General features: G+C 67.5%; 26 protein-coding genes, 1 tRNA gene and 1 other RNA gene. 16 read left to right on the top strand and 12 right to left on the bottom strand.

The genetic code is table 11. The annotated features are described in order from the left end of the window. Positions 1-107: 107 nt before the first annotated feature. Together GJV80_RS15905 and GJV80_RS15900 are read right to left on the bottom strand one after the other, a co-directional pair. Entirely contained in the window at positions 108-272 is a 165-nt protein-coding gene (locus GJV80_RS15905; RefSeq protein WP_154688733.1) for a hypothetical protein, read from the bottom strand. Positions 273-519: 247 nt separating this feature from the next. Continuing rightward, positions 520-1,302, bottom strand: a complete 783-nt coding sequence (locus GJV80_RS15900; RefSeq protein WP_154688732.1) for a M14 family zinc carboxypeptidase — start codon at positions 1,300-1,302, stop codon at positions 520-522. Positions 1,303-1,434: 132 nt separating this feature from the next. Between GJV80_RS15900 and GJV80_RS15895 the strand changes: the two genes are divergently transcribed. From GJV80_RS15895 to GJV80_RS15885, 3 genes are all read left to right on the top strand, one after another. Next, positions 1,435-1,701: a hypothetical protein gene (locus GJV80_RS15895; protein ID WP_154688731.1), complete on the top strand. Its 267-nt coding sequence runs from the start codon at positions 1,435-1,437 to the stop codon at positions 1,699-1,701. Between the two features lie 76 nt (positions 1,702-1,777). Then, positions 1,778-2,611 (top strand): phytanoyl-CoA dioxygenase family protein, encoded by an 834-nt coding sequence (locus GJV80_RS15890; RefSeq protein WP_154688730.1) that lies wholly within the window; start codon positions 1,778-1,780, stop codon positions 2,609-2,611. 159 nt (positions 2,612-2,770) lie between these two features. Next, positions 2,771-2,986 (top strand): twin-arginine translocase TatA/TatE family subunit, encoded by a 216-nt coding sequence (locus GJV80_RS15885; protein ID WP_154688729.1) that lies wholly within the window; start codon positions 2,771-2,773, stop codon positions 2,984-2,986. Between the two features lie 83 nt (positions 2,987-3,069). Here GJV80_RS15885 and GJV80_RS15880 read toward each other — a convergent pair. The 3 genes from GJV80_RS15880 to GJV80_RS15870 all read right to left on the bottom strand — a co-directional run bounded on the left by GJV80_RS15880 (position 3,070) and on the right by GJV80_RS15870 (position 4,360). Beyond that, positions 3,070-3,157, bottom strand: a tRNA-Ser gene (locus tag GJV80_RS15880). Positions 3,158-3,223: 66 nt separating this feature from the next. Continuing rightward, positions 3,224-3,760, bottom strand: coding sequence for a DUF1707 domain-containing protein (locus tag GJV80_RS15875; protein WP_154688728.1), 537 nt, complete (start codon positions 3,758-3,760; stop codon positions 3,224-3,226). Between the two features lie 45 nt (positions 3,761-3,805). Next, positions 3,806-4,360 carry a DUF1707 domain-containing protein gene (locus tag GJV80_RS15870; RefSeq protein WP_195908965.1) on the bottom strand — a complete coding sequence of 185 codons (555 nt, stop codon included), beginning with the start codon at positions 4,358-4,360 and terminating at the stop codon, positions 3,806-3,808. Between the two features lie 101 nt (positions 4,361-4,461). Here GJV80_RS15870 and ffs point away from each other — a divergent pair. Further along, positions 4,462-4,558: signal recognition particle sRNA small type (gene ffs, locus GJV80_RS15865), an RNA gene on the top strand. Positions 4,559-4,586: 28 nt separating this feature from the next. Here the strand turns inward: ffs and GJV80_RS15860 are convergent. Beyond that, positions 4,587-5,204, bottom strand: coding sequence for an HAD-IA family hydrolase (locus tag GJV80_RS15860; protein ID WP_154688726.1), 618 nt, complete (start codon positions 5,202-5,204; stop codon positions 4,587-4,589). Between the two features lie 221 nt (positions 5,205-5,425). Here GJV80_RS15860 and GJV80_RS15855 point away from each other — a divergent pair, with 221 nt between their 5' ends. The 7 genes from GJV80_RS15855 to GJV80_RS15825 all read left to right on the top strand — a co-directional run bounded on the left by GJV80_RS15855 (position 5,426) and on the right by GJV80_RS15825 (position 11,610). Then, the gene (locus GJV80_RS15855) at positions 5,426-7,771 is read left to right on the top strand and encodes a DNA polymerase III subunit gamma and tau (protein WP_154690314.1); all 2,346 of its coding nucleotides are present in this window, start codon (positions 5,426-5,428) and stop codon (positions 7,769-7,771) included. Between the two features lie 172 nt (positions 7,772-7,943). Beyond that, positions 7,944-8,240, top strand: a complete 297-nt coding sequence (locus GJV80_RS15850) for a YbaB/EbfC family nucleoid-associated protein (RefSeq protein ID WP_154690313.1) — start codon at positions 7,944-7,946, stop codon at positions 8,238-8,240. Between the two features lie 53 nt (positions 8,241-8,293). Further along, positions 8,294-8,893 carry a recombination mediator RecR gene (gene recR, locus GJV80_RS15845; protein WP_154688725.1) on the top strand — a complete coding sequence of 200 codons (600 nt, stop codon included), beginning with the start codon at positions 8,294-8,296 and terminating at the stop codon, positions 8,891-8,893. Between the two features lie 100 nt (positions 8,894-8,993). Further along, positions 8,994-9,311: a helix-turn-helix transcriptional regulator gene (locus tag GJV80_RS15840; RefSeq protein ID WP_154688724.1), complete on the top strand. Its 318-nt coding sequence runs from the start codon at positions 8,994-8,996 to the stop codon at positions 9,309-9,311. Continuing rightward, positions 9,308-9,808: an SRPBCC domain-containing protein gene (locus tag GJV80_RS15835; RefSeq protein ID WP_154688723.1), complete on the top strand. Its 501-nt coding sequence runs from the start codon at positions 9,308-9,310 to the stop codon at positions 9,806-9,808. Before GJV80_RS15840 ends, GJV80_RS15835 begins: the two co-directional genes overlap by 4 nt. Then, positions 9,808-10,197, top strand: a complete 390-nt coding sequence (locus tag GJV80_RS15830; protein ID WP_154688722.1) for a VOC family protein — start codon at positions 9,808-9,810, stop codon at positions 10,195-10,197. Before GJV80_RS15835 ends, GJV80_RS15830 begins: the two co-directional genes overlap by 1 nt. Before the next feature lie 147 nt (positions 10,198-10,344). Continuing rightward, a complete protein-coding gene (locus GJV80_RS15825; protein ID WP_154688721.1) occupies positions 10,345-11,610 on the top strand; it encodes an aspartate kinase in 1,266 nt (421 codons plus the stop codon). Between the two features lie 10 nt (positions 11,611-11,620). Here the strand turns inward: GJV80_RS15825 and GJV80_RS15820 are convergent, their stop codons facing one another. Beyond that, complete coding sequence (locus tag GJV80_RS15820; protein ID WP_154688720.1) at positions 11,621-12,442, bottom strand: DUF1206 domain-containing protein; 822 nt, start codon at positions 12,440-12,442, stop codon at positions 11,621-11,623. A gap of 162 nt (positions 12,443-12,604) precedes the next feature. Between GJV80_RS15820 and GJV80_RS15815 the strand changes: the two genes are divergently transcribed. Both GJV80_RS15815 and GJV80_RS15810 read left to right on the top strand, forming a co-directional pair. Next, on the top strand, positions 12,605-12,928 hold the full coding sequence (locus tag GJV80_RS15815; RefSeq protein WP_154688719.1) for a hypothetical protein: 324 nt from the start codon (positions 12,605-12,607) through the stop codon (positions 12,926-12,928). Between the two features lie 65 nt (positions 12,929-12,993). Next, positions 12,994-13,446: a hypothetical protein gene (locus tag GJV80_RS15810; protein ID WP_154688718.1), complete on the top strand. Its 453-nt coding sequence runs from the start codon at positions 12,994-12,996 to the stop codon at positions 13,444-13,446. Here the strand turns inward: GJV80_RS15810 and GJV80_RS15805 are convergent. Genes GJV80_RS15805 through GJV80_RS15795 form a run of 3 tightly spaced genes read right to left on the bottom strand, consistent with a single transcriptional unit; the run spans position 13,439 to position 15,810 of the window. Continuing rightward, a complete protein-coding gene (locus GJV80_RS15805) occupies positions 13,439-14,068 on the bottom strand; it encodes a CoA transferase subunit B (RefSeq protein ID WP_154688717.1) in 630 nt (209 codons plus the stop codon). The two genes, GJV80_RS15810 and GJV80_RS15805, sit on opposite strands and share 8 nt — an antisense overlap. Continuing rightward, the gene (locus GJV80_RS15800) at positions 14,065-14,889 is read right to left on the bottom strand and encodes a CoA transferase subunit A (protein WP_154688716.1); all 825 of its coding nucleotides are present in this window, start codon (positions 14,887-14,889) and stop codon (positions 14,065-14,067) included. The genes GJV80_RS15805 and GJV80_RS15800 overlap by 4 nt, the downstream gene beginning before the upstream one ends. A 15-nt stretch (positions 14,890-14,904) precedes the next feature. Beyond that, positions 14,905-15,810 (bottom strand): SMP-30/gluconolactonase/LRE family protein, encoded by a 906-nt coding sequence (locus GJV80_RS15795; RefSeq protein WP_154688715.1) that lies wholly within the window; start codon positions 15,808-15,810, stop codon positions 14,905-14,907. Positions 15,811-15,918: 108 nt separating this feature from the next. Here GJV80_RS15795 and GJV80_RS15790 point away from each other — a divergent pair, with 108 nt between their 5' ends. From GJV80_RS15790 to GJV80_RS15780, 3 genes are read left to right on the top strand one after another with little or no spacing between them, the layout of a single operon-like run. Beyond that, positions 15,919-18,009: a cytochrome c oxidase assembly protein gene (locus GJV80_RS15790; RefSeq protein ID WP_195908964.1), complete on the top strand. Its 2,091-nt coding sequence runs from the start codon at positions 15,919-15,921 to the stop codon at positions 18,007-18,009. Then, the gene (locus GJV80_RS15785; RefSeq protein ID WP_154688713.1) at positions 18,006-20,261 is read left to right on the top strand and encodes a cation-translocating P-type ATPase; all 2,256 of its coding nucleotides are present in this window, start codon (positions 18,006-18,008) and stop codon (positions 20,259-20,261) included. Before GJV80_RS15790 ends, GJV80_RS15785 begins: the two co-directional genes overlap by 4 nt. A gap of 38 nt (positions 20,262-20,299) precedes the next feature. Beyond that, positions 20,300-20,749 carry a DinB family protein gene (locus GJV80_RS15780; RefSeq protein WP_154688712.1) on the top strand — a complete coding sequence of 150 codons (450 nt, stop codon included), beginning with the start codon at positions 20,300-20,302 and terminating at the stop codon, positions 20,747-20,749. Positions 20,750-20,755: 6 nt separating this feature from the next. Here the strand turns inward: GJV80_RS15780 and GJV80_RS24085 are convergent, their stop codons facing one another. Together GJV80_RS24085 and GJV80_RS24080 are read right to left on the bottom strand one after the other, a co-directional pair. Beyond that, positions 20,756-21,169: an SDR family oxidoreductase gene (locus tag GJV80_RS24085; RefSeq protein WP_230208423.1), complete on the bottom strand. Its 414-nt coding sequence runs from the start codon at positions 21,167-21,169 to the stop codon at positions 20,756-20,758. A 50-nt stretch (positions 21,170-21,219) separates the two neighbouring features. Continuing rightward, the gene (locus GJV80_RS24080) at positions 21,220-21,471 is read right to left on the bottom strand and encodes an SDR family NAD(P)-dependent oxidoreductase (RefSeq protein ID WP_230207749.1); all 252 of its coding nucleotides are present in this window, start codon (positions 21,469-21,471) and stop codon (positions 21,220-21,222) included. Between the last annotated feature and the right edge of the window lie 192 nt (positions 21,472-21,663).

The following is a 21,663-nucleotide window of genomic DNA, read 5'->3' as shown; positions in this document are numbered from 1 at the left end:
GGGCCCGGACCGCTGATGCGGTCCCGGGCCCGTGTGGGTCGAAGCGTGCTGTTCGGAGCGCGCGGGCGCGTCGCCGACGTGCGCGGCGGCGCACCCGCCGCTGAGGATCAGGCGTGCTTCAGTGTCCGACGTCGTGCGCCCCGGCGAGCCTTGCGTGCCGCCCGGTAGCTGGCGTCGGCCTCCCGCATGTTGCGCTCGATCTCGTACATCTCACGAGCGCGCGGGCTGGTGATCTCGTTCTGGAATGGACGCGGGAAGTTCCCGTAGTACATGGTGCTGCAACCTTCTTGCTGGTAGTGGCCGACGGCGACAATGCCGATCTTGAACGGATCGTCGACGGCTGGATCGTCGGCCAGACCGAGTCAGGTTCATCAGCTCACTGCTGCACCGTGGTCGATCGTCGCCAGTGTCAACGATTGCGTCGACAATGACGTTCACCATTCTAGAACGAGCCGAAGAGGCCGCTCCATTCCGGGGTCGTCCGTGATCTGGGTCACTGTCCAGTTGATCTTGTACCGCTCAGCGATGAGCGCCGAAGATGCTCAGCACGCGTCGGACCACCTTGTGGCGAAGGTATTTCCGCGACGGATGGGCGCCGTACTCCACGGTGATGGCCTCACCGTGGAAGTTGCGGTTGAACCACATCGTCATCGTGCCGTGGCAGCCGCCGTTGCAATTGAGCTCCTTGCGCGGCAGATGCAGTGCGGTGGCGACCTTCCGGGAGAAGGCCTTGCGTTTGGTCAGCGTGTCCACGCCGTGCAGTGGTTGATGGAAGCTGAGCACATAGTCGGGATCGACCTGCCGGAGGAACCGCATCATCGCGCGGGTCTCCGGTTCGGATCCCGGACGATTGCCCGAGTTGAAGACGCCGGTGGTGTGCCGCCATGACGCCGGATAGTTGCGGTTCAGGTCCACCCCGTGTGCGTTGCGCCGTGCATGATGGGCGCGTCCGTCGGGGTTGTAGCGGGGCACCACCCAGAGGTCGACACCTTTGATCGGCTTCCCGTCCCGCATGCTGGTCAGGATGTTGGCAACCTTGCGCTCATCGCCGTGCATCTGTGCGATCAGCACGACGGTCTTGTAGCCGTGGCCCGCTTGGCCGAGATGCCACGCACGGATCGGCCGACCCTGGACGGACTGACCGATCACCAGCTTGCCCACGACGGCCGGCCGGGACGCTGCCTGGGCGGGCTGGCCGTTGATCAGCAGACTCAAGGCGGCGCCGGCGGCGATGATCACCAGCAACAGCCGCCGGGATCGGCCGGTGACCCGACGAGTGAGCGAACCACCAGAGATCGCCACGTTGCCTCCGTCCGATGCGGATGGTCTGAGCTGTGCCCACCCCGCGGGGTGTTCCTGCGGAGTCTAGTGCCTGCCGCCGGGGCGGGCCGGGACCGTCGAACAGGCATGCCGCGTTCAGCGGACTGACTCGCCGTGATCGAAGCCGGCATGATCGTTGCCGGTCGCGGTCGCCGGTTGCGCATCGCTGCTGACTCCGATCTCGACGCCCGGGAACCTGATGATCATGGGCCCGGGCGGTCACAAGTACGGAGATCACGGAAGCTCGGCCTGCCGACGATGCTCTGGTGGATGCTCTGCTCGGTGATCATCATCCCGATCGTCTGGCCGTTCTGCGTCCGGGGCGCAGTCCGAGCCGATGCCCGACGGGTCCTTCTGGAGAAGGGTTCGTCCCGACGGTAGGCCGATTCGGGCCGACTGAGGGGATTGTCGGCCGGACCCTTGTCGGCGGGTCACCGCTGTCGATACCGTCGAGGCCATGACCTCAGCGTTGACGGCACATCCCGTGCTGACCGATGAGCAACTGGCCGAGTTCGATGAACAAGGATACGTGATCATCAGGGGCGCGTTGTCGCCCGAGGAGACGCAGGCGTACCGGCAGTCGATCTTGTCGATGCTGCCTCCGACTCTTGAGATCCCGCCGGTCTGGCACGTCGCCGACGGCCGGATCAAGCCGATGGCCGGACCGAATGTCCAGACATTCGACACGCCCGACCTGCTGCCGCTGATGACCAACGAGAAGTTGTACGGCGCCGCCTGCCAACTGCTCGGGTCGACTGCATTGCGAGTGATGGATGGATCGATCGGCATCACCATCCGCAACGACCTCCATGCCGATCAGCCGTTGAGCCAGACACTCCATCTCGATGCGTCGGTGCCGACCAGCGCCGACGATTTCACCTTCGAGCAGCGGGAGCTCCAGGTCGGCGGTTGTTACTACCTCACCGACGTCGAACCCAATGGGGGCGGCATCCACGTGGTCCCTGGCGGGCACAAGATCGTGGAGGCTGAGGCGCGTGCTGCCGGCGGTGGTGGCCGCCACCTGCATCAGAACTGGAAGCAGATCAAGCACCTGGAGAGTGTCGAGATCACGGGTCAGGCCGGCGACTTCGCGATGCTGCACCATCTGATGCCGCACGGCGCTTCCCACAACCGCAATCCGACCGCGCGGGTGGCGTACTTCGTCCGCTGGGTGCGCGAGGACCAGAGCTGGGGCGAAGGCGCCAAGCCCGAGCCGGGCAAGTACGACAGTGATCAACTCGCAGCCATGGGCCAGTTGGGTCGTCGGCTCTTCGGCGTTGAGGACTGGTAGTCGGCCCTCACCCGGAACGTGATCTACGCCTGCTCCGTGGCGAGCAGGGCTCAGTCCCACCACAGACTGCGTGCCGATCCTGAGAGGGACGGCCGGGGGACCGGCGAGCGACCGAACATGACGGCTTTCCGATCCTGGTCGGCGGCCTAGGCTCGGCGCATGACTGCGCTGATGATCGACAGCCCCTGGGCAGTGGGGATGATCGTTGTGGTGGCACTGCTGCTGTTCGGCGGGACCCGACTGGCCGGGCTCGGAAAGAGCGCCGGCCGGGCGATCAAGGAGTTCAAGGAGGAGACGTCGGGCGTTCTGGGCACTCCGCAGGTCGACCAGTCGGGCCGAATCGATCAAGCGGCTCAGCCCGGGCCAGACAGCTGAAAGCGGCCGAACTTTTCATCCCAGCGGGACCAGCTGAATCCCAGTCCGGCGGCCACCGGCCGGCATCGCTGGTGCGGTCTTCGTGGCGGAGGATGCGGGATTCGAACCCGCGAGGGCGTGAACCCAACCCGCTTTCCAAGCGAGCGCCATAGGCCTCTAGGCGAATCCTCCCGGCAGGAGGAGGTTACAGGTCCACCGCGGGTGGGCGCGAATCGACACCAGGTCAGCCAGCGAGTCTCACCAGTGCCGGTGATCGAGCCGGCGCATCCGCGCGTCGAACCGCTGGCGGTGGTCGTCCCAGCGGATCTGCCGGGCAGCCATCCGGCGCTGCTGACGAAGCTCGTGATGGCGCTGCCCGCCGCAGCCGCCTCCCATCAACACCGGAATGAACAGCAGCCACCACAGCTGCCAATGGCTGGCGACACAGGCGATGATCACGACGGCCCACATGATCGCCGTGGCAGCTCGTAGGCCTCTGTACGCAGACGGCTGCTGGGCGGTGGGCTTGGGTTCAGCGACGAGTTTCTGCGCGGTCGGCCCGGCCGTCGGTTCGCGCCGGACCGTCGGAAGATCGGGTCGAGGCGCCGGCAGGTCGACGAAGAGCGGCTGCAACTCCTCGGCGTAGCGGGCGGTCAGTGCTGCCTCGATGCGCTGGTCGAATTCCGTCGCGTCGAGTCGGCCCGCAGCCATGTGTTCGCGCAGGCATTCGGTCGCCTGGTCGCGTTCGCGATCGCCGATGCGTACGGCGCCCGGTGTCGGAGATGAGGAACCCACGGATCCAGTGTCAGGCCTGAAGGGGTCGTCTGGCCATGGCGATTGTCACCGGTCAGGGGAGTTTCGGGGTCTGCCAGGGTCAGTGCCGTCGTCCTCGGCTCCGTCACCACCATGCATGCCTTCGTGCCCCAGCTGATGCCGGTTGGCCCGCTCGATCCGCTCGTGGTCTGCCCGCTCCTGTGCTTTCCGCCGGCCCCAGATGGAGCTGACGATGATGGGAACGAAGATCAGGTACCAGGGGTCCCAGTGCAGGGCGAACAGCACGAGCAGTGTGATCGGCCAGATCGCGCCGACCACGATGTCGATCGCGCCCCAGAGGCGCTTGGGCACCACCGACGCCGGCGCGGACGGCTGACTGGCGGGCGGCTGTCCGGCGAGCGGGGCAACGTCGGATCCCGGCGACCGCGGCGTGGGCGAGGGCAGGTCGGTGAACAGGCGGTCCAGGTCTGCCTGCGTCTTGGCGCGGAGAGCGGCGGTCATCCGCTCGTCGAACTCCGTTGGGTCGAGCCGGCCCTGGGAATGATGTTCCTGCAGGAACTGCACAGCCCTGTCCCGTTCGGCGTCGCCGATGCGCTGGGGAACGGGGTAACCACCACTCACGGACCCCATTATCGTCACCGGCCGGTGCAACCGTCAGGTCGATAACCGATGGTCACAGACTTCCGGCTGGGAACCGGCCAGCCGATCGCGTACACTCGGCTGTCGGTCCCCCGCGTGGCGATATCTTGCCTAACTCCCCCAGGGTCGGAAGGCAGCAAGGGTAAGCGAGCTCTTTCGGGTACGCGGGGGGCTCCTTCTGCCTCTGGACGTGCCGGCAGGCGGCCGGTCAGGCCGGCACCACGACGCCGTGGCAGTCGAGGATCCGGTCGAGTTCGGCCGCCCCGCCGTCGAAGGCGAAGACCTCGGCCTGCAGTCCGGCCTCCCGGGCACCGGCAACATTGTCCTGCTTGTCGTCGACGAACAGGACCCCCTCCGGCGCGACAGCCAGCCGGCGGACGATCTCGGTGAAGAACGCAGGGTCCGGCTTGGCCAGTCCCAGCTCCGCCGAGTAGAACTGGGCGTCGAACAGGCCGACGTACTCAGGCATCGAACGCATGTGATCGATCCGGACGTTCTGCTGGTTGCTGGCCAGGCCGCACCGGACGCCGCTGCTCCGCAACCGGCGAATCCTTTCGGTCATCGACGGGTCGACCACGAGCAGCCGCCAGCAGTCCAGCACGCGCTCCGGATCGCTGCCGATCCCATGGCGGCGCAGGACGGAGACGACCAGGTCCCGGAAGTCGCCGCCGGTGAGAGCCCGCCTCTCCTCCAGGGTGAAGAGTTCCTCCATGGTCGCATCGGGATCGTCGCCGAGCAGTCCGCTGAGGGTCTGGCGCCATCCGTCCGGGCTCCCTTGCAGGACGCCGTCGGCGTCGAACAGGATCCAGCTGATCGGATTGTCCACAGACGCATGATGCCAGCCTTCTCACCGCGACGGTCGCCGCGGATCAATCAGCCGCCCACTGTCCCAGGCGGCTGATAGGACGGAATCCGGACGATGGAAGAGGCAGCAGAAAGGCCATTAGGGTGGCAGCCGTGCAGGATGAGAGCGATGGCCCGATCGGCGAGGTGATCGGTGGGACAGCCGCCGCCCCTGATGCCGATCTCGGCGGAGGCGCGGAGGCGATGGCTGCCGCGGGCGCCGACGCGCTCTTCGACTCCGCGCCGGCGCCGGCGGTTGCGCCACCCCTGGCGCTGTACCGCCGCTATCGTCCGGACACCTTCGCCGACGTCATCGGCCAGGAGCATGTCACCGAGCCGCTGCAGCGGGCGCTGGTCAACAACCGAGTCAACCACGCGTACCTGTTCTCCGGCCCGCGCGGCTGCGGCAAGACGACCTCGGCGCGAATCCTGGCCCGCGCCCTCAACTGTGAGAAGGCGCCGGTCGCGGAGCCCTGCGGCGAGTGCCGGTCCTGTCGGGACCTGGCCACCGGCGGACCAGGCAGCATCGACGTGATCGAGATCGACGCCGCCAGCCACGGCGGCGTCGACGACGCCCGTGATCTTCGGGAACGCGCCTTCTTCGCGCCGGTGAGCAGCCGCTACAAGATCTACATCGTCGACGAGGCCCACATGGTCACCACGGCCGGCTTCAACGCGTTGCTGAAGCTCGTGGAGGAACCGCCGCCGCACGTCAAGTTCATCTTCGCCACGACCGAGCCGGACAAGGTGATCGGGACCATCCGTTCTCGGACCCATCACTATCCGTTCCGGCTGGTGCCGCCCCGAGTGCTCACCGACTACCTCGCCAAGCTCTGTTCCGCCGAGGGGATCGAGGTGGAGAACGGCGTGCTGCCTCTGGTGGTGCGGGCCGGCGCAGGATCGGTGCGGGACTCGCTGTCCGTCCTTGATCAACTTCTCGGCGGCGCATCGGAGCGTGGCGTCTCCTATGCGCAGGGGGCGGCGCTGCTCGGCTACACCCCCGACTCGCTGCTGGACGAGATGCTGGACGCGTTCGCGGCCGGCGACTCCGGCGGCGTCTTCCGGTGTGTGGACAAGGTCATCGAGGTCGGCCAGGACCCCAGGCGGTTCGCCGAGGACCTGCTCCGCCGCATCCGCGACCTGGTCATCGTCGCCGCGGTGCCGGACGCCCTCACCTCCGGGCTCGTCGACGTCGCCGACGACCAGGCCGAGCGGCTCAGCAGCCAGGCCGCGGCGCTCGGCGCCGGCGAGCTCACCCGAGCCGGTGAGGTGATCGCCGCAGGGTTGACCGAGATGCGCGGGACGACGGCGCCTCGGCTGCATCTGGAGCTGATGTGCGCCCGGGTACTGCTGCCGGGGACCGATCTCGACGACCGCGGTGTGCATGCCCGGCTGGACCGGCTGGAACGCAGGATCGGCATGACCGGTGCCGCCGCACCGACTGCAGCTCCGGCCCAACCCCAGACCGCGCAGCCTGCAACCGGCAGCGGCGAACCGGCTGAACAGCCGGCCGGGCACACCCCGGAGCCGGCCGCTCCGCAGTCCGCCACCGGTCAGCAACCGGCTTCCGCCCCATCCCGCGAACCTGCTGCCGAGGACTGGCCGACACCGGCGACGCCGGGCAACGTGGCGTCCCAGACACCGCCCGAACCGGCACGGTCCGACGACGCTGTGTCACCGTCCGGCCAGGAGCCGCAGGCTGCACCGCAGCAGCCACCACCGGGTCAGGCACCTCCCCAGCAGGCCTCCCCGCCGGCCGCACAGGGCTTCACCATCACCGATCTGCGCCGGCTTTGGCCGGACGTTCTGGAAGAGGTCAAGGACCGCCGCCGGTTCACCTGGATCCTGCTCAGCCAGAACGCCCACCTGGCTGATCTGACCAACGGCACGCTGGTGCTGGCGATGCCCAATGCCGGTGCCCGGGACAGCTTCGGCCGCGGTGGTAGCGAGGACGTCCTCCGGGAAGCGCTGATCACGGTGATCGGTGCGGACCTCAAGATCGAAACGATGGTCGATCCGAGTGCCGGCGGCTCGGCCGGCCGGGGAAACCGACCGTCCGGTCCGGCGACGCCCGACAGGGGTGGCGCCTCCGCGTCAGGTCCGTCCGGTTCGTCGGGTTCGGCATCAATCGGTACGGCACCGTCCGGCTCGCCCGCGTCCGGCACGACGCCTTCCGGTGTGTCCGCGGGATGGACCGGTGATGTTCCCGCGGGGACGCAGGCGCCGCCGACAGCAGCACCGGACCAGTCTGCGGGCCGGTCGATTCCTCCCGATCCGGCCGGCTCCGGGCCAGCCGCCGGGCCGACCGCCCGGCCGCGGACGGGTGACCCCGCTGACCCGCCACCGTGGGCAGTCGACGATCCCCAGCCACGAGGCGCCGCCGTGCCACCGGGACGGATGGGTGAACCGCAGACCGATGAATGGGAGGTCCGGGACGCCGCCGCGCACCGGGACGACGATGTGCTCGACGACGCCGGCATTTCGCACACGGAGTTGCTGCAGCAGCGACTCGGCGCCGAGATCATCGCGGAGGAGGAGTCGGGCGCATAGGCTTGACCCCTCAGCGACGTGTCGCACCACCCGAAGGGGAGAATCCATGTCCGACCCGCACCTGCCCGATCCGAGTGGATCCGATCCGAATCGGCCCGACGATCCGCGCGAGACGGCGGGCATCCCGGGGCTTCCGGATCTGGGCGCCCTCGCCGGAGGTGGCGCCGGCGGAATGGACCTGTCGGGAATGCTGGCCCAGGCCCAGGCGATGCAGCAGCAGCTGATGCAGGCGCAGGAGGAGTTGGCGGCCGCGGTCTTCGAGGGAACTTCCGGCGGCGATCTGGTGACTGCCAAGGTCTCCGGCACCGGCGAACTGCTTGAGCTGAGCATCAAGCCGGAGGCCGCCGATCCAGAGGACACCGAGACACTGGCCGATCTGGTGCTGGCGGCGGTCCGGGCGGCGACCGATCAACAGCGGCAGGCCGCAGCGGACAAGCTCGGCCCTATGGCCGGCGGCCTCGGCATCTGACCTGCGCCGACCGGCTGCGGGCGTACGGATTCACAGACGTGGGAGATCGATAGGTGTACGAGGGTCCGGTCCAAGATCTGATCGACGAACTCGGCCGACTGCCGGGTATCGGACCGAAGTCTGCCCAGCGGATCGCCTTTCACATCCTGGCCGCCGACCCGGACGAGATTCGCAAACTTGCTGACGTCCTGATCGAGGTCAAGAGCAAGGTCAAATTCTGCGAGATCTGCTTCAACGTCTCTGAAGATGATCAATGCCGGATCTGCCGGGATCCACGCCGGGACGAGGCGCTGATCTGCGTGGTCGAGGAGTCCAAGGATGTGGTGGCGATCGAGCGGACCCGCGAGTTCCGTGGCCGCTACCACGTTCTCGGTGGTGCGATCAGCCCGATCGACGGCATCGGACCCAGCGATCTCAAGATCAAGGAGCTGTGTCAGCGGTTGGCCGACGGGACTGTCACCGAGGTGATCCTGGCCACAGATCCCAACCTGGAAGGCGAGGCGACCGCAACCTATCTCAGCCGGTTGTTGCTGCCGATGGGTGTCAAGGTCAGCCGGTTGGCGTCGGGGCTGCCGGTCGGCGGTGATCTCGAGTACGCCGACGAGGTCACCCTGGGGCGGGCCTTCGAGGGCCGCCGGTACGTGAGCGCCTGAGCCCGGGGGTTCGGGCCAACCAGCCGTAAGCCGTGACCGGCACCGCCGGCGACCGCTTTGTAACGTTGCGGGTACGTAACCCATCGGGTACGCTCGCCGCATGGATGCGGTTCTGCAAGCACTCGCGGACCCGAGCCGGCGCACGGTGCTGGGCATTCTGCGGGAACACCCGGCAACTGCCGGTGAACTCGCAGCCGCCCTTCCGATCGCCCGACCCGGTGTGTCCCGACATCTGCGTGTCCTTCGAGAGGCCGGGCTGGTCGACGTACATCAGGATGCGCAGCGTCGGATCTACACGCTGCGACCGGAAGCGCTCGTCGACCTCGACGACTGGCTGAACGACTATCGCGCACTCTGGCAGAACCGGCTCGATGCGCTGCACACCGAGATCGCCCGAGGGAAGAAGGCACGGAAATGAAGATCATCGGAACGATGCGGGCGCTGGACGCGACCCGCGGGGTCGTCCGGGTCGAGGACGTCTACGACACCGACATCGCCGACCTGTGGCGGGCCTGCACCGTGCCGGAGCGGCTGGCGCGCTGGCTCGGAGACTTCTCCGGTGATCTTCGGATCGGTGGGACGATCCGGGCGTCCTTCACCAGCAGCTGGACCGGACCCGGCCGCGTCGAGGTGTGCGAACCACCACACCACCTGCTGCTCACGATGGGACTCGGGGCAGATGACGAAACGCAGATGGAGGCCTGGTTGACCGAGGAGCGGGTGACCGCCGAGGTGACCCGAACCCGGCTGGTCGTCGAAGAGCGCGGGCTGCCCCTGGATTCACTGCACTACTACGGGTCCGGATGGCAGGCGCATCTGGAAGATCTTGCGCGGTCGCTGTCCGGCGGCGCGTCGGTCTGGCATGACCGATGGACCGAGCTCACGCCCGCCTACCAGCAACTCGGGGTGAACTGATGTCGAACACGATCAGGCTCAGCGGAACCACGTTGAACGCACCCGACGCCATCGCCCTGGCGCGGTTCTACGCCGAGATCACCGGCGGCGTGGCGAAGGGCAACCGGCACTGGGCGGTCGTCACCGGGCCCTACGCCGAGATCGGGTTCCAGCGGGTCGAGAACTTCCGACCTCCGGACTGGCCGGACGGCGCCGTACCGATGCAGATGCATCTCGACTTCTTCGTCGATGATCTTGAGTCGACCGGCGCCCGCGTGCTGGCCGCCGGCGCCACCCGCTTTGAGTTCCAGCCCAACTCCGATCACTGCTTCGTCTATGCCGACCCGGCCGGTCACCCGTTCTGCCTGTCGACCTGGGAGAGCGCGGAGGTGGGCGACGCCGGCACCTGATGACTCCGGCGGACGGAATCGCCGGGTGAGGAGGTCGGCGTCTAGAGTTGTCGAGGGTTCTCGGGCGATTCGTGGGCCGAAGCCTCACACGGTAAGATTTCCCGCATTGTGCCCAGGTGGGCGCGGTGTACAAAAGGAGTTGCGGGCATGGCTCGGGTCGTGCAGAAATTTGGTGGTTCATCAGTTGCTGATGCCGACAGCATCAAGCGGGTGGCGAAGCGCATTGCGGCGACCAAGCAGGCCGGCCACGAGGTGGTCGTCGTCATCTCCGCGATGGGCGACACCACCGACGAATTGATGGATATCGCCTTCGAGGTCTCGCCGCAGCCCGCACCGCGGGAGTTGGACATGCTGCTCACCGCAGGCGAGCGGATGAGCGCCGCACTGCTGGCGATGGCAATCGGTGATCAGGGCATGAACGCCCGGTCCTTCACCGGTTCCCAGGCTGGGGTGATCACCACCGGCACGCACGGAAACGCCCGGATCATCGACATCACTCCCGGGCGGATCGTGTCCGCCCTGGAGTCCGGAGACGTGGTGATCGTGGCCGGCTTCCAGGGCGTCAGCCAGGACACCAAGGACATCACCACCATCGGCCGCGGAGGTTCCGACACGACCGCGGTCGCCCTGGCCGCGTCGCTCGGCGCCGACTACTGCGAGATCTACACCGACGTCGACGGGGTCTTCACCGCCGACCCGCGGATCGCTCCGAGCGCCCGCCGCATCCCGCGGATCAGTTACGAGGAAATGCTGGAGATGGCTGCGTGCGGCGCGAAGATCCTGCACCTGCGCTGCGTCGAGTACGCCCGCCGCGAGCACGTCCCCGTTCACGTCCGTTCCTCCTTCACCACCAAGGAGGGCACCTGGGTCACCGATCTCGAGGAGGGATCAGCCATGGAACAGGCCATCATTTCCGGCGTTGCCCACGATCGTGGTGAGGCCAAGATCACCATCACCGGTGTCCCGGACCGGATCGGGGAGGCGGCCCGGATCTTCGAGGCGATCTCGTCGATCGAGGTCAACATCGACATGATCGTGCAGAACGTGTCCGCCGTTGCGACCGGCCGCACCGACATCTCCTTCACCTTGCCGAAGTCGGACGGCAAGTCGGCGGTGGCCACCCTGAACGCGATCAAGGACGAGGTCGGGTTCGACGACATCCTTTACGACGATCAGATCGGCAAGGTCTCGGTGGTCGGCGTCGGCATGCGCTCCCATCCAGGCGTCACCGCCAAGTTCTTTGCTGCGCTGGCCGAGGCCGAGGTGAACATCGAGATGATCTCGACGTCGGAGATCCGTATCTCCGTCGTGGTCGATCAGGACGACGTCGACCGCGCCGTCCGGGCGGCTCACACCGCCTTCGGTCTCGACGCGGAGGAACAAGCGGTCGTCTACGCCGGCTCGGGTCGCTGATCGGCGCCGATCACGATGTCCGGTGTCGCCGGGCCCAGCCGAAGCAGTAGAGGCCGAAGCAGCCGATGCCGACAGCCAGTGCGGTCAGCAGCACCGGTCCGAACGGCTGGTCCTTGATCGTTCGGAAGGCGACGTCGAGACCGCCCGCCTTGCCCGGATGGTGACTGACGGTAGCCCAGGCGATCATCACGCCGATGATCATCACGGCAATGCCTTTGGCGATGTAGCCGATCTGGCCGAAGGTCACCAGGACCGGACCGCCGCGGTCCTGCAGTTCGTCCCGGAAGGTCGTGCGGATCCCTTTGACGACTTGATGTACGCCGATCCCGAAGACCGCCGCGGCCACCGCGAGGAGCAGGATCTGACCTGCGGTGTTGTTGATCAAGCGGCCGGTCACTCCACGTCCGCTGCTTCCCGACGAGCCGGATCCGAGCGCGAAGCGCAGGCAGATGACCCCCAGGAAGCCGTACACCACGGCGTGGCCGACCGAACCCCATCGTTTGGCGGTCCGCTTCCGGCCACGCATCCAGGCGAAGCCGCGAACCGCCAGGGTCAGCCGCCACACCACAAGGGTGAAGAAGCCGATGGCGAGGATCCACAGCAGCACCGGGCCGACCGGAGTATGGGACAGTTCGGCTATCGCGCCCTGCTGATTGGGCTTGGCCGACGAATGGCCCCAGGCGAGCTGCAGCGCCAACCAGGTGACGGCCAGGTGCACCAGGCCGAAGGAGATCAGACCGAGGCTGATCAGGATCCCGACGATCCGGCTGTTGCCCGCTTCCGCGGCCGCCCGCTTGGCCGACGCGCCCGCGTCCGAGCCGGTGGTATGCATGCCGATCAATTCCCCCGTTCCAGGCTCTCCAATCGCGCCCACTGTTGATTGTCGACCGGGCCGCTGCTTTGCACCAGTAGGTCTGCTCCTTTCGACCGATAGCTTGGCCCGAACGGAAAGGGCAGGTGCATGCTGGGCTTCGGATACGCAATCGGATTTCTCGTGGCAGTGATCCCCCCGGTGGTCGGTTTGATCATTGTTGCGATCCGGGGTCGCGGTCGGGCGAGGACGATCGGCCTGATCGGCTTCGGGGTCGCGGCGGTGATCGGCCTGATCACCCAGACGGTCAGCATCCTGCTGCCACGGATCCTGCCGAGCCTGGGATCGTCCTTCGCCCTGGTCAACACCCTCTGGGGAATCGTCCTGATGATCCTGCACGTCATCGAGATGGTCATTCTTGCTGTGGCGATCGTGGTGAACCGGCCCGCCGTCCAGCCGGCCCAACCCGGACCGTACGGCTACAACCGGCCACCGACCGTGGGTTAACCCGACGGGGAATCGGCCGGTCGGCCGGATTCCGGCCGCCGCCGAACGTCGGAATCGTTGTGGTCATGAAAAGACCACAGTCGATCGTTGTTGCCAGTACGGCGTTGGCCCTTGCGGTTGGCGCCGGCATCGTTGAATCCGCGCTCGCGGTGGTGCAGATCGCCACCAGCAGCGGCCTGTCGCTCGCCGACGACGTGCAGATCGCGGTCCGCGGCGTGGTGTACGCCGCCGGGCTGGTGTTGGCATTTCTGCTCTATCGGCGCCGGCGCTGGGCGCGCTGGGCGTTGTTGATCATGCTCGGCCTACTCTGGTCGGTCACCCTGGTGATCCCGATGCTGGGGGAGCTGGGCGGCGGCACCGGGCTGTGGACGGTCCTCGGGGGTGAGGTCGACCCGGTCTTCCCGGTCGTCCGGTCGCTGCACCTGGTGCTCGTGCCGGTCGGCTTGATCGCGATGTTCCGCCCGGCCGCCTCCCGATACCTGCAGCCGCAGACCGGCCGGGCGAGCCTGGTCAGCTGATCAGCTCAGGTTCGGTCTTGGTACGGATCTCGTCCTCGGTCACTCCGCGGGCGAGTTCGGCCAGTCTCAGTCCGTCCTCGCTCACGTCGATCACGCCGAGGTCGGTGATGATCCGATCCACCACGCCTCGGCCGGTGTAGGGCAGCGTGCACTCGTTGACGATCTTGTAGGAGCCGTCCTTGGCCACGTGTTCCATCAGGACGATCACCCGCTTGGCGCCGTGCACCAGGTCCATGGCACCGCCCATGCCCTTGATCATCTTGCCCGGAATCATCCAGTTGGCGATGTCGCCGGAGGCTGAGACCTGCATGGCTCCGAGGATCGCGGCGTCGATCTTCCCGCCGCGGATCATCCCGAACGACGTGGCCGAGTCGAAGATCGAGGCGCCCCGCCGCAACGTCACCGTCTCCTTGCCGGCGTTGATCAGATCGGGATCCTCCTCGCCCGCGTAGGGGTACGGTCCGACGCCGAGCAGGCCGTTCTCCGACTGCAACACCAGCTCGACGCCGTCGGGAACGAAGTTGGGCACGAGGGTGGGCAGGCCGATTCCGAGGTTGACGTAGCTGCCGTCGCTGAGTTCCGAGGCGGCCCGGGCAGCCATCTGGTCGCGGGTCCAGCTCATACCGCACCTCCGACCGATTCTGATCCGGCGCCCGCGGAGTCTTGGTCGACGGCGGCTCGCGGTCGTACGGTCAGGCGTTCGATCCGTTTGGTGTTCTGCTCTGCGGTCAGCTGCAACACCCGGTGCACGTACACGCCGGGGGTGTGGATCTCGGCCGGATCCAGTTCGCCCGGTTCGACCAGTTCCTCGACCTCGGCAACGGTGAACCGGCCGGCCATGGCGACCAGCGGGTTGAAGTTCTGCGCCGAGGACCGGTAGATCAGGTTTCCGTGCCGGTCGCCCTTCCAGGCGTGGACCAGACCGAAGTCGCAGACCAGCGCTCGTTCCAGGACATAGGTCTTCTCGCCTTCGGCGGTGTCGAAGGTCCGGGTCTCCTTGGCCGGCGACTGCACCGCTATTCCGCCCTGCCCGTCATACCGCCACGGCAGACCACCATCGGCGATCTGGGTGCCGACGCCGGTTGCGGTGAAGAACGCCGGAATGCCGGAACCTGCTGCCCGCAATCGCTCGGCCAGCGTGCCCTGGGGAGTGAGTTCGACCTCAAGCTCGCCCTGCAGATACTGCCGAGCGAACTCCTTGTTCTCCCCGACGTAGGAGGCGACCATCCGCCGGATCCGCTGGTTCGCCAGCAGGATGCCCAGGCCCCAGTCGTCGACGCCGCAGTTGTTGGACACCACTTCAAGATCGTCGATGCCGGCATCCAGCACCGCTTTGATCAAGGTGTTCGGGATGCCGCAGATGCCGAACCCGCCGACACCGAGGGTTGATCCGGATCTGACCTCGGCGACCGCCTCGGCTGCTGTGCGGACGACCTTGTCCATGCACTCCTCCTCGGCTCAGCGGGCCCCGGTTGCCTTCACCCGCAGCGTATAGAGCGTCGTCGTCGCGGTGATGAAGAGTTGGTTGAGCTTCGGCCCGCCGAAGCACAGGTTGGCGGCGACCTCCGGCAGGTGGAGTCTGCCGATCAGTTCCAGGCCGGGGGTGTAGATGCGCAGACCGTCGTGGGTGGCGGTCCACAGGCGGCCTGCGTTGTCGAAGCGGATGCCGTCCGCTCCGCCGGAGTCCTCGATCACCACATCGCCGCCGCGCAGCGTGCCGTCGTCGACGTCGAAACTGCGGATGTGTCCGCGTTCGGAATCGACCACCAGCAGTTGCGACTCGTCGGGCCGGAAGGCCAGGCCGTTGGGCCGCCCGAAGTCGTCGGCGGCGATGCTGAGCTCCCCGTCCGGTGAGATCTTGAACAGATGGCAGGCGCCGATCTCCGACTTCGCAGCGAATCCTTCGTAGTCGGTGTCGATGCCGTAGGCCGGATCGGAGAAGAAGATCGAACCGTCGCGGGTGACGACGACATCGTTCGGGCTGTTCAGCCGCTTGCCGCCGTATTCACTGGCCAGCGTGATCACCCGGCCGTTGTGCTCGGTGCGTGACACCCGACGTGTGCCGTGCTCGCAACTGACCAGCCGTCCCTGTCTGTCGACGGTGTGGCCGTTGGTGTAGCCGGCCGGATGTCGGAAGACGCCGACCTGGTTGGTCACCTCGTCCCATCGCAGGATGCGGTCGTTGGGGATGTCGCTGAAGATCAGGTAGCGGCCGGCGGAGAAGTAGGCCGGACCCTCCAGCCACGCGCCGCCGGTGAACAAACGCTGCACGGTGCGATCACCGCCGATCCCGGAGCGCCCCTCGAGCCACTCCCACTCGGCCTTGATCGGATCGGTCGGTTCGAGATCAGACGTCGTCGGCACCCGCCCATTATGGCCGGGCCCGGTCACACGCCGACACAGAGCCCGTCTACGACAAGCGGTAGTGGACAGATTCTTCCTGGCGGTGCGGTCAGGTTCAGAATGGACTCGATGGACAGCAGCACCGATCAGATCGGGACCGACACCGCAGACGCCGCCGCCGCGGCGCGGGAATCGGGCATGCCCGGCTCGACCCGGGTCGCGCTGCTCATCGCCGGAGTGCTCTCGCTGGCCGCGGTCGCTGCCGCGCAGACCTTCCAGGTCGGACAGCCGACACTTCCCGGCCACCAGAACGCCAGCCCGGTGACCGGCTTCATTGCGGGCCCGCTGGAATGGCTCGCGGGGATCGCCGCCCTGGGCACGGTCGGCTCACTGCTCTCGGTTGCGTGGGGTTACCGACATCCCCAGCGCGCAGCGGCGTGGAAACTCACCGAACGGGATTACCTGCTGCTGGCCAGGGCACGGCGCTGGGCAAGCCTCTGGGCACTTGCGGCGGTGATCCTGATTCCTGTCAACGCCGCCGACACCAATGGCGTGCCGATGTCTTACGTGCTGGGTGCGCTCGGCGACTTCCTGTCCGGAACACAGACCTCACAGGCCTGGCTGCTGGTCGCAGTCACGGCCGGCGCGCTGGCGATCGGCTGTTGGCTGAGCACAACCTGGCGCTGGACGGTGGGAATGACGATTCTCGCCGTGCTCGCGGCGCTGCCGACCGTCGTCACCGCCCAGGTCTCGGTCGGCACCGGCCATGATCTGGCCACCGACGCCGCGATCATCTTCACGTTGGCCACCACCATCTGGTTCGCCGCCGTCTGGTCGGCCCGCAACACCGCGACCGTCATCGGCTTCCGGCTGACCTTCCTGCGCGTCGCCCGGATCGGTCTGGTCGCGGCCGCCGTCGCGGTCCTCACCCGGATCGGCATCGGCGTCTTCGAACTGGCCGGCCAGTCGCCGCTGCACTCGGCGTACGGCATCGGGATCCTGGTGATCATCGCGTTGTTGGTCGTCCTGGGCCTGCGGATGGTCATCCACCATCGTGCGGCGAGCCGTCCGGTCGACCGGCCGGAACGGCGGCTTGCCGGGTACGGCATCGACCTGGCTCTGATCGTCGTGCTGCTCGGCGTCCAGACCGCACTGCTTCGGCTGGTGCCGGCCCGCTATCTCGCACCCCAGAGCCCCACCCAGAACTATCTCGGCTACGACGTTCCGCATCCGCCGCAGGTGGCGCTGGCGTTCCTGCCCGGCCGTCCGAACCTGTTGCTGCTGACGGTGTCGGTGGTGATGATCGGCCTCTACCTCTGGGGGTACCTCCGGCTCCGCCGGTCGGGCGATCGCTGGCCGGTGAACCGCGTGCTCTGTTGGATCGCCGGCTGGCTGATGGTCGTGACCCTGATCGGGTCACGGATGTGGACCTACTCGTCGGCGACCTTCAGCTGGCACATGGTCGTGCACATGACACTCAACATGGGTGCACCGGTGCTGATGGTGCTCGGCGGGCCGATCACGCTGCTGCTGCGTTCCACCAGGGCACACGGCGCGGGCCAGCCGGTCGGACTGCACGAGGTCGTCAGCCAGTTGCTGAGCTGGCGGCTGGTGGCCTTCCTGCTGAACCCGATCCTGGTCTGGTTGCTCTTCGTCGGCTCGCTCTACATCCTCTACTTCACACCGTTGTTCGGTCTTGCGATGCGCTATCACTGGGCCCATCAGTTGATGGCGGTGCACTTCCTGGTCATCGGTTACTTCTTCTACTGGTTGGTGATCGGCGTCGACCGACCGCCGCGGCCGCTGCCGCACATCGCCAAACTGGGCTACATCTTCGCCGCGATGCCGTTCCACGCGTTCTTCGCCGTCGCCATCCTGTCCGGGGGCGCGATCATCGGCCAGAACTTCTACGTGTCGCTCGGCCTGCCCTGGCTGCATGATCTTGCCGCGCAGCAACGGGCCGGCGGACAGGTCACCTGGGCAACTGGAGAGGTACCGCTGTTCATCGTGATCATCGCCCTGGTCGGCCAGTGGTTCAAACAGGACCAGCGAGAGGCCCGTCGCAAGGATCGGGCAGCAGACACCGGCCACGACGACTCATTGGAGGCGTACAACGAGATGCTGGCTGCCCTCGCCGCCCGGGACCGCGCCCAGCGGCAGCGGGCGGCCGGCGATGATCATCAGCGCAGCGATCACCAGGACGGGAGCGTACGGTCATGACAACGGCACGGCCGCTGCCTGCGCCGGTCGAGGAGGAACAGCCGACGCGGATCGAGCTGGACATCGGCGGGATGACCTGTGCTGCCTGCGCCACCCGCATCGAGAAGAAGCTCAACAAGATCGACAACGCGCAGGCGATCGTCAACTTCGCCACCGACCGTGCAGTGATCACCGGGCTGCCGACGTCGGCGACCCCGGACCTGGTGCAGGCCGTCAAGAAGGCCGGCTACAGCGCGACGCCGGTGCCACCCGACGCCGATCCCAACGAGACCGGTCGGCCCGATCGGGCCCGAGCGCTGTTGAAGCGGCTGCTGGTGTCAGCCTTGATCACCCTGCCGCTGGGCAACCTCGGAATCGTGCTGGCGCTGGTTCCCGACCTCCGGTTCCCGGGCTGGGAATGGGTGTGCGTCGCTCTGGCCGTCCCGGTCGTGTTCTGGTGTGCCTGGCCCTTCCACCGGGCAACCCTGCGGAACATTCGGCACGGCGCTTTCAGCATGGACACCCTCGTGTCGATCGGCGTCCTGGCCGCCTTCTTCTTCGCGGTGATCACCATCACCTTCGGATTCGATGATCAGCCCGGGTACTGGATCGGTTGGGGCCGGACGCCGGCCGGTGCGGACTCGATGTATCTCGAGGTCTCCTCGGTCGTCACCACCTTCCTGCTGGCCGGCCGCTATTTCGAGGCCAGGGCGCGCAGATCGGCGGCCGACGTGCTCGGTGCGCTCAATGATCTCGCCGCGAAGACGGTCCGTGTCGTGGTGGAGGACCGCGAGTTCGAGATCCCGATCGAGAAGCTGCAATCGGCGCAGGCGTTCTCGGTACGCCCCGGAGAGACGATCGCCGCTGACGGCGAGGTGCTGGACGGCATGTCGGCGGTGGACACCTCGATGATGACCGGCGAACCGGTCCCCGCGGAGATCGGGCGTGGTTCCCGGGTACTCGGCGGCACGATCGCGCTGAACGGCCGGCTGCTGGTGCGCGCCGTCGCGGTCGGCGGTCGCACCCAACTCGCGCAGATGGCCCAATTGGCCGAACAGGCCCAGGCGCGCAAGGCCCGCGTGCAGCGGCTGGTCGACCGGGTGGTCTCGATCTTCGTCCCGGTGGTGCTGGTCATCGCCGTGGTCACCTTCTTCGGGTGGCTGGCGGCGAACGGTTCGGTGAGCGGCGGATTCAGCGCCGCCATCTCGGTGTTGATCATCGCCTGCCCCTGCGCGATGGGTCTGGCGACACCGACAGCGTTGATGGTCGGCGTCGGCCGGGCCGGGCAGCTGGGCATCGTGATCAAGGGTCCGGAGGCGCTGGAGGCCAGCGGCAGCATCGACACGGTCGTTCTGGACAAGACCGGAACGCTGACCGACGGTGAGATGACCCTCGAGTCGGTGGTCGCGACGGCCGGCGTCGACGAGCATCGCCTACGCTCCTGGGCCGCTGCCCTGGAGTCGCACTCCGAGCACCCGATCGGCCGGGCGCTGGCCGGCGCGGTGGAGCAGCCCGAGTCGATCAGCAACTTCCAGGCGCTGGTCGGGCTCGGCGCGTCGGGGCGGCTCGGTGATCATCATCTGTTGATCGGGAACTCCACCCTGATGGCCGACCGGTCGATCATGATTCCGGAAGCCGCGCAGCATGCGATCGAGGTGGCCGAATCGGCCGGCCGGACCGCCGTGCTGCTCGCCGCGGACAGTGAGGTCGTCGGAGTACTGGTGCTCGCCGACCGGATCAAGAGTTCGGCCGCCGAGGCCGTGACGGCGATCAAGGACCTCGGTTTGACCACGGTGTTGTTGACCGGGGACAACGACCGCGCGGCTACCGCGGTCGGCGACCGGCTCGGCATCGATCGGGTGATCGCCGGCGTGCTGCCGACCCAGAAGGCCGAACGGATCGCGGCACTGCAGGCCGAGGGACACAAGGTTGCGATGGTCGGTGACGGCATCAACGACGCGACGGCGCTGGCCACCGCCGACCTCGGCCTGGCCGTGCTGAGCGGGACCGACATCGCGCTGAAATCGGCCGACATGATCCTGGTGCGCAGGCACCTGGGCGTGATCGCCGACGCGATCCAGCTGGCCCGCCGGACGCTTCGCACCATCCGGGGCAATCTCGTCTGGGCGTTCGCCTACAACGTTGCGGCCATCCCGCTGGCCGCCGCCGGGTTGCTCAATCCGCTGATCGCCGGTGCGGCGATGTCACTGTCGTCGGTGTTCGTGGTCAGCAACAGTCTCCGGCTGCGATCGTTCGGCTCGCGTTCCCGATAGCCGCCGGTTCGCCCAGCCGATCCCGTTACTGTCCTTGCATGAGCCGGGAGGTCGACGCGCTCCTGCGGGAGCTGAACCAGGCGCGTTCGCAGGTCTTGCGCAAGCTCGACGGGCTGAGCGAGGAGGACGCCCGGCGAAGCACCGTGCCATCCGGGACCAATCTTGCCGGGCTCATCCAGCATCTGACCTTCGTCGAGTCGTTGTGGTTCGAGACGGTCGTCGGCGGGCGGTCGAAACCGCGTGGCATCCGGTCGATGCAGGTGGATCCGGCGGTCTCGCTGCGCCGGCTCAGAGCCGCCTACAGGGAGGCCTGGGCGGTCAGTGACCGGATCATCGCCGAGGTCGGTGAACCGGACGCGCCGGTGGAACGGAACGGCAGGACACATGATCTCCGGTGGGCGATCCTTGCCGTGATCGGCGAGACTCGACAGCACCTCGGACACGCCGACATCATCCGGGAACAGATCGACGGCCGCACCGGACGGTAGCCCGGGTCAGCGGGTCTCGCCGACGAAGATGATCTCTGCCGGGTCGGGCGCCAGCGCCGCATCGGCCACCCGGGCGGCGAAATCCTCGACCGTCGGAAGGTAACCGGCCTCGTCCCGCCTGGCCTTGATCAACCCCGGCCGTACCCGATCGAGCAGTTTGGCGGTGATAGTTCCGTCGATCAGGTCGCCGCTGACGACGACCAGGTCGACTCCGCGCCGGGTGAAGTCGCTCTGCCGTTCCCGCAGGGCACGCTCCCCGGCGTGCTTGCTCGCCGCGACCGGCTCGTACTCCGGCAATGTCGGATGCTCGCCGAAGAAGTGCGCCTCGTGACTGGTGACGAAGACGATCCGACCGCTGCCGGCCATCGCGCCGACGGCGAGTTCGGCGAGTCGGACCTGGGCGTCCCGGTTCAGACGCAGCGCGTAATCGGCCGATGCATCCCGCTCCAGCCCGCCGCTGGCATTCAGGATCAGAGCAGGTCGAGTCCACCGAGTTGCTCAACCACCATGTCGACCATCGACCGGAGCGTTGCGTCATCGGTGAGATCCGCCTGCACGGGCACGGCCCGCCGGCCGTGGGCTCGGACCTGCGCGGCGACCCGTTCGGCGCGCGCCGACTTGTCCCGATAGTTGATCGCGACGTCGACGCCCGCCCGCGCGAGCCGGACCGCGGTCGCGGCCCCGATGCCCCGCGAGCCACCGGTGATCAATGCGATAGTCACCGGCCCAGTCTGCCCTGCGCAATTCCGGTTGCCGTGCAGCCCTGACCGATCTACCGTTCCATCCAACGCGTTGACGGAGACGAGTAGCCCGGGTCCCCGCGAGCCCAGAGAGCCGCCGGCAGCTGGAAAGGCGGCCTTGCGCCCCGAGGTGAAGACACTCCCGAGTTCGAGCGCCCATGCCGTACGCGTCGG

It is taken from the genome of Microlunatus sp. Gsoil 973 (genome assembly GCF_009707365.1).
In the GTDB taxonomy this organism is placed as follows: Bacteria; Actinomycetota; Actinomycetes; order Propionibacteriales; family Propionibacteriaceae; genus Microlunatus.
Note: the sequence above shows the minus strand (reverse complement) of the source record. Positions and strands in the feature narration are given on the sequence as shown.

Bases quoted from the DNA above. Each gene is read 5' to 3' on its own strand.
- GJV80_RS15905 (WP_154688733.1), bottom strand. From the start codon at position 272: ATGTACTACGGGAACTTCCCGCGTCCATTCCAGAACGAGATCACCAGC.
- GJV80_RS15890 (WP_154688730.1), top strand. From the start codon at position 1,778: ATGACCTCAGCGTTGACGGCACATCCCGTGCTGACCGATGAGCAACTG.
- GJV80_RS15885 (WP_154688729.1), top strand. From the start codon at position 2,771: ATGACTGCGCTGATGATCGACAGCCCCTGGGCAGTGGGGATGATCGTT.
- GJV80_RS15855 (WP_154690314.1), top strand. From the start codon at position 5,426: ATGGCTGCCGCGGGCGCCGACGCGCTCTTCGACTCCGCGCCGGCGCCG.
- GJV80_RS15850 (WP_154690313.1), top strand. From the start codon at position 7,944: ATGGACCTGTCGGGAATGCTGGCCCAGGCCCAGGCGATGCAGCAGCAG.
- GJV80_RS15840 (WP_154688724.1), top strand. From the start codon at position 8,994: ATGGATGCGGTTCTGCAAGCACTCGCGGACCCGAGCCGGCGCACGGTG.
- GJV80_RS15835 (WP_154688723.1), top strand. From the start codon at position 9,308: ATGAAGATCATCGGAACGATGCGGGCGCTGGACGCGACCCGCGGGGTC.
- GJV80_RS15830 (WP_154688722.1), top strand. From the start codon at position 9,808: ATGTCGAACACGATCAGGCTCAGCGGAACCACGTTGAACGCACCCGAC.
- GJV80_RS15825 (WP_154688721.1), top strand. From the start codon at position 10,345: ATGGCTCGGGTCGTGCAGAAATTTGGTGGTTCATCAGTTGCTGATGCC.
- GJV80_RS15820 (WP_154688720.1), bottom strand. From the start codon at position 12,442: ATGCATACCACCGGCTCGGACGCGGGCGCGTCGGCCAAGCGGGCGGCC.
- GJV80_RS15810 (WP_154688718.1), top strand. From the start codon at position 12,994: ATGAAAAGACCACAGTCGATCGTTGTTGCCAGTACGGCGTTGGCCCTT.
- GJV80_RS15805 (WP_154688717.1), bottom strand. From the start codon at position 14,068: ATGAGCTGGACCCGCGACCAGATGGCTGCCCGGGCCGCCTCGGAACTC.
- GJV80_RS15800 (WP_154688716.1), bottom strand. From the start codon at position 14,889: ATGGACAAGGTCGTCCGCACAGCAGCCGAGGCGGTCGCCGAGGTCAGA.
- GJV80_RS15790 (WP_195908964.1), top strand. From the start codon at position 15,919: ATGGACAGCAGCACCGATCAGATCGGGACCGACACCGCAGACGCCGCC.
- GJV80_RS15785 (WP_154688713.1), top strand. From the start codon at position 18,006: ATGACAACGGCACGGCCGCTGCCTGCGCCGGTCGAGGAGGAACAGCCG.
- GJV80_RS15780 (WP_154688712.1), top strand. From the start codon at position 20,300: ATGAGCCGGGAGGTCGACGCGCTCCTGCGGGAGCTGAACCAGGCGCGT.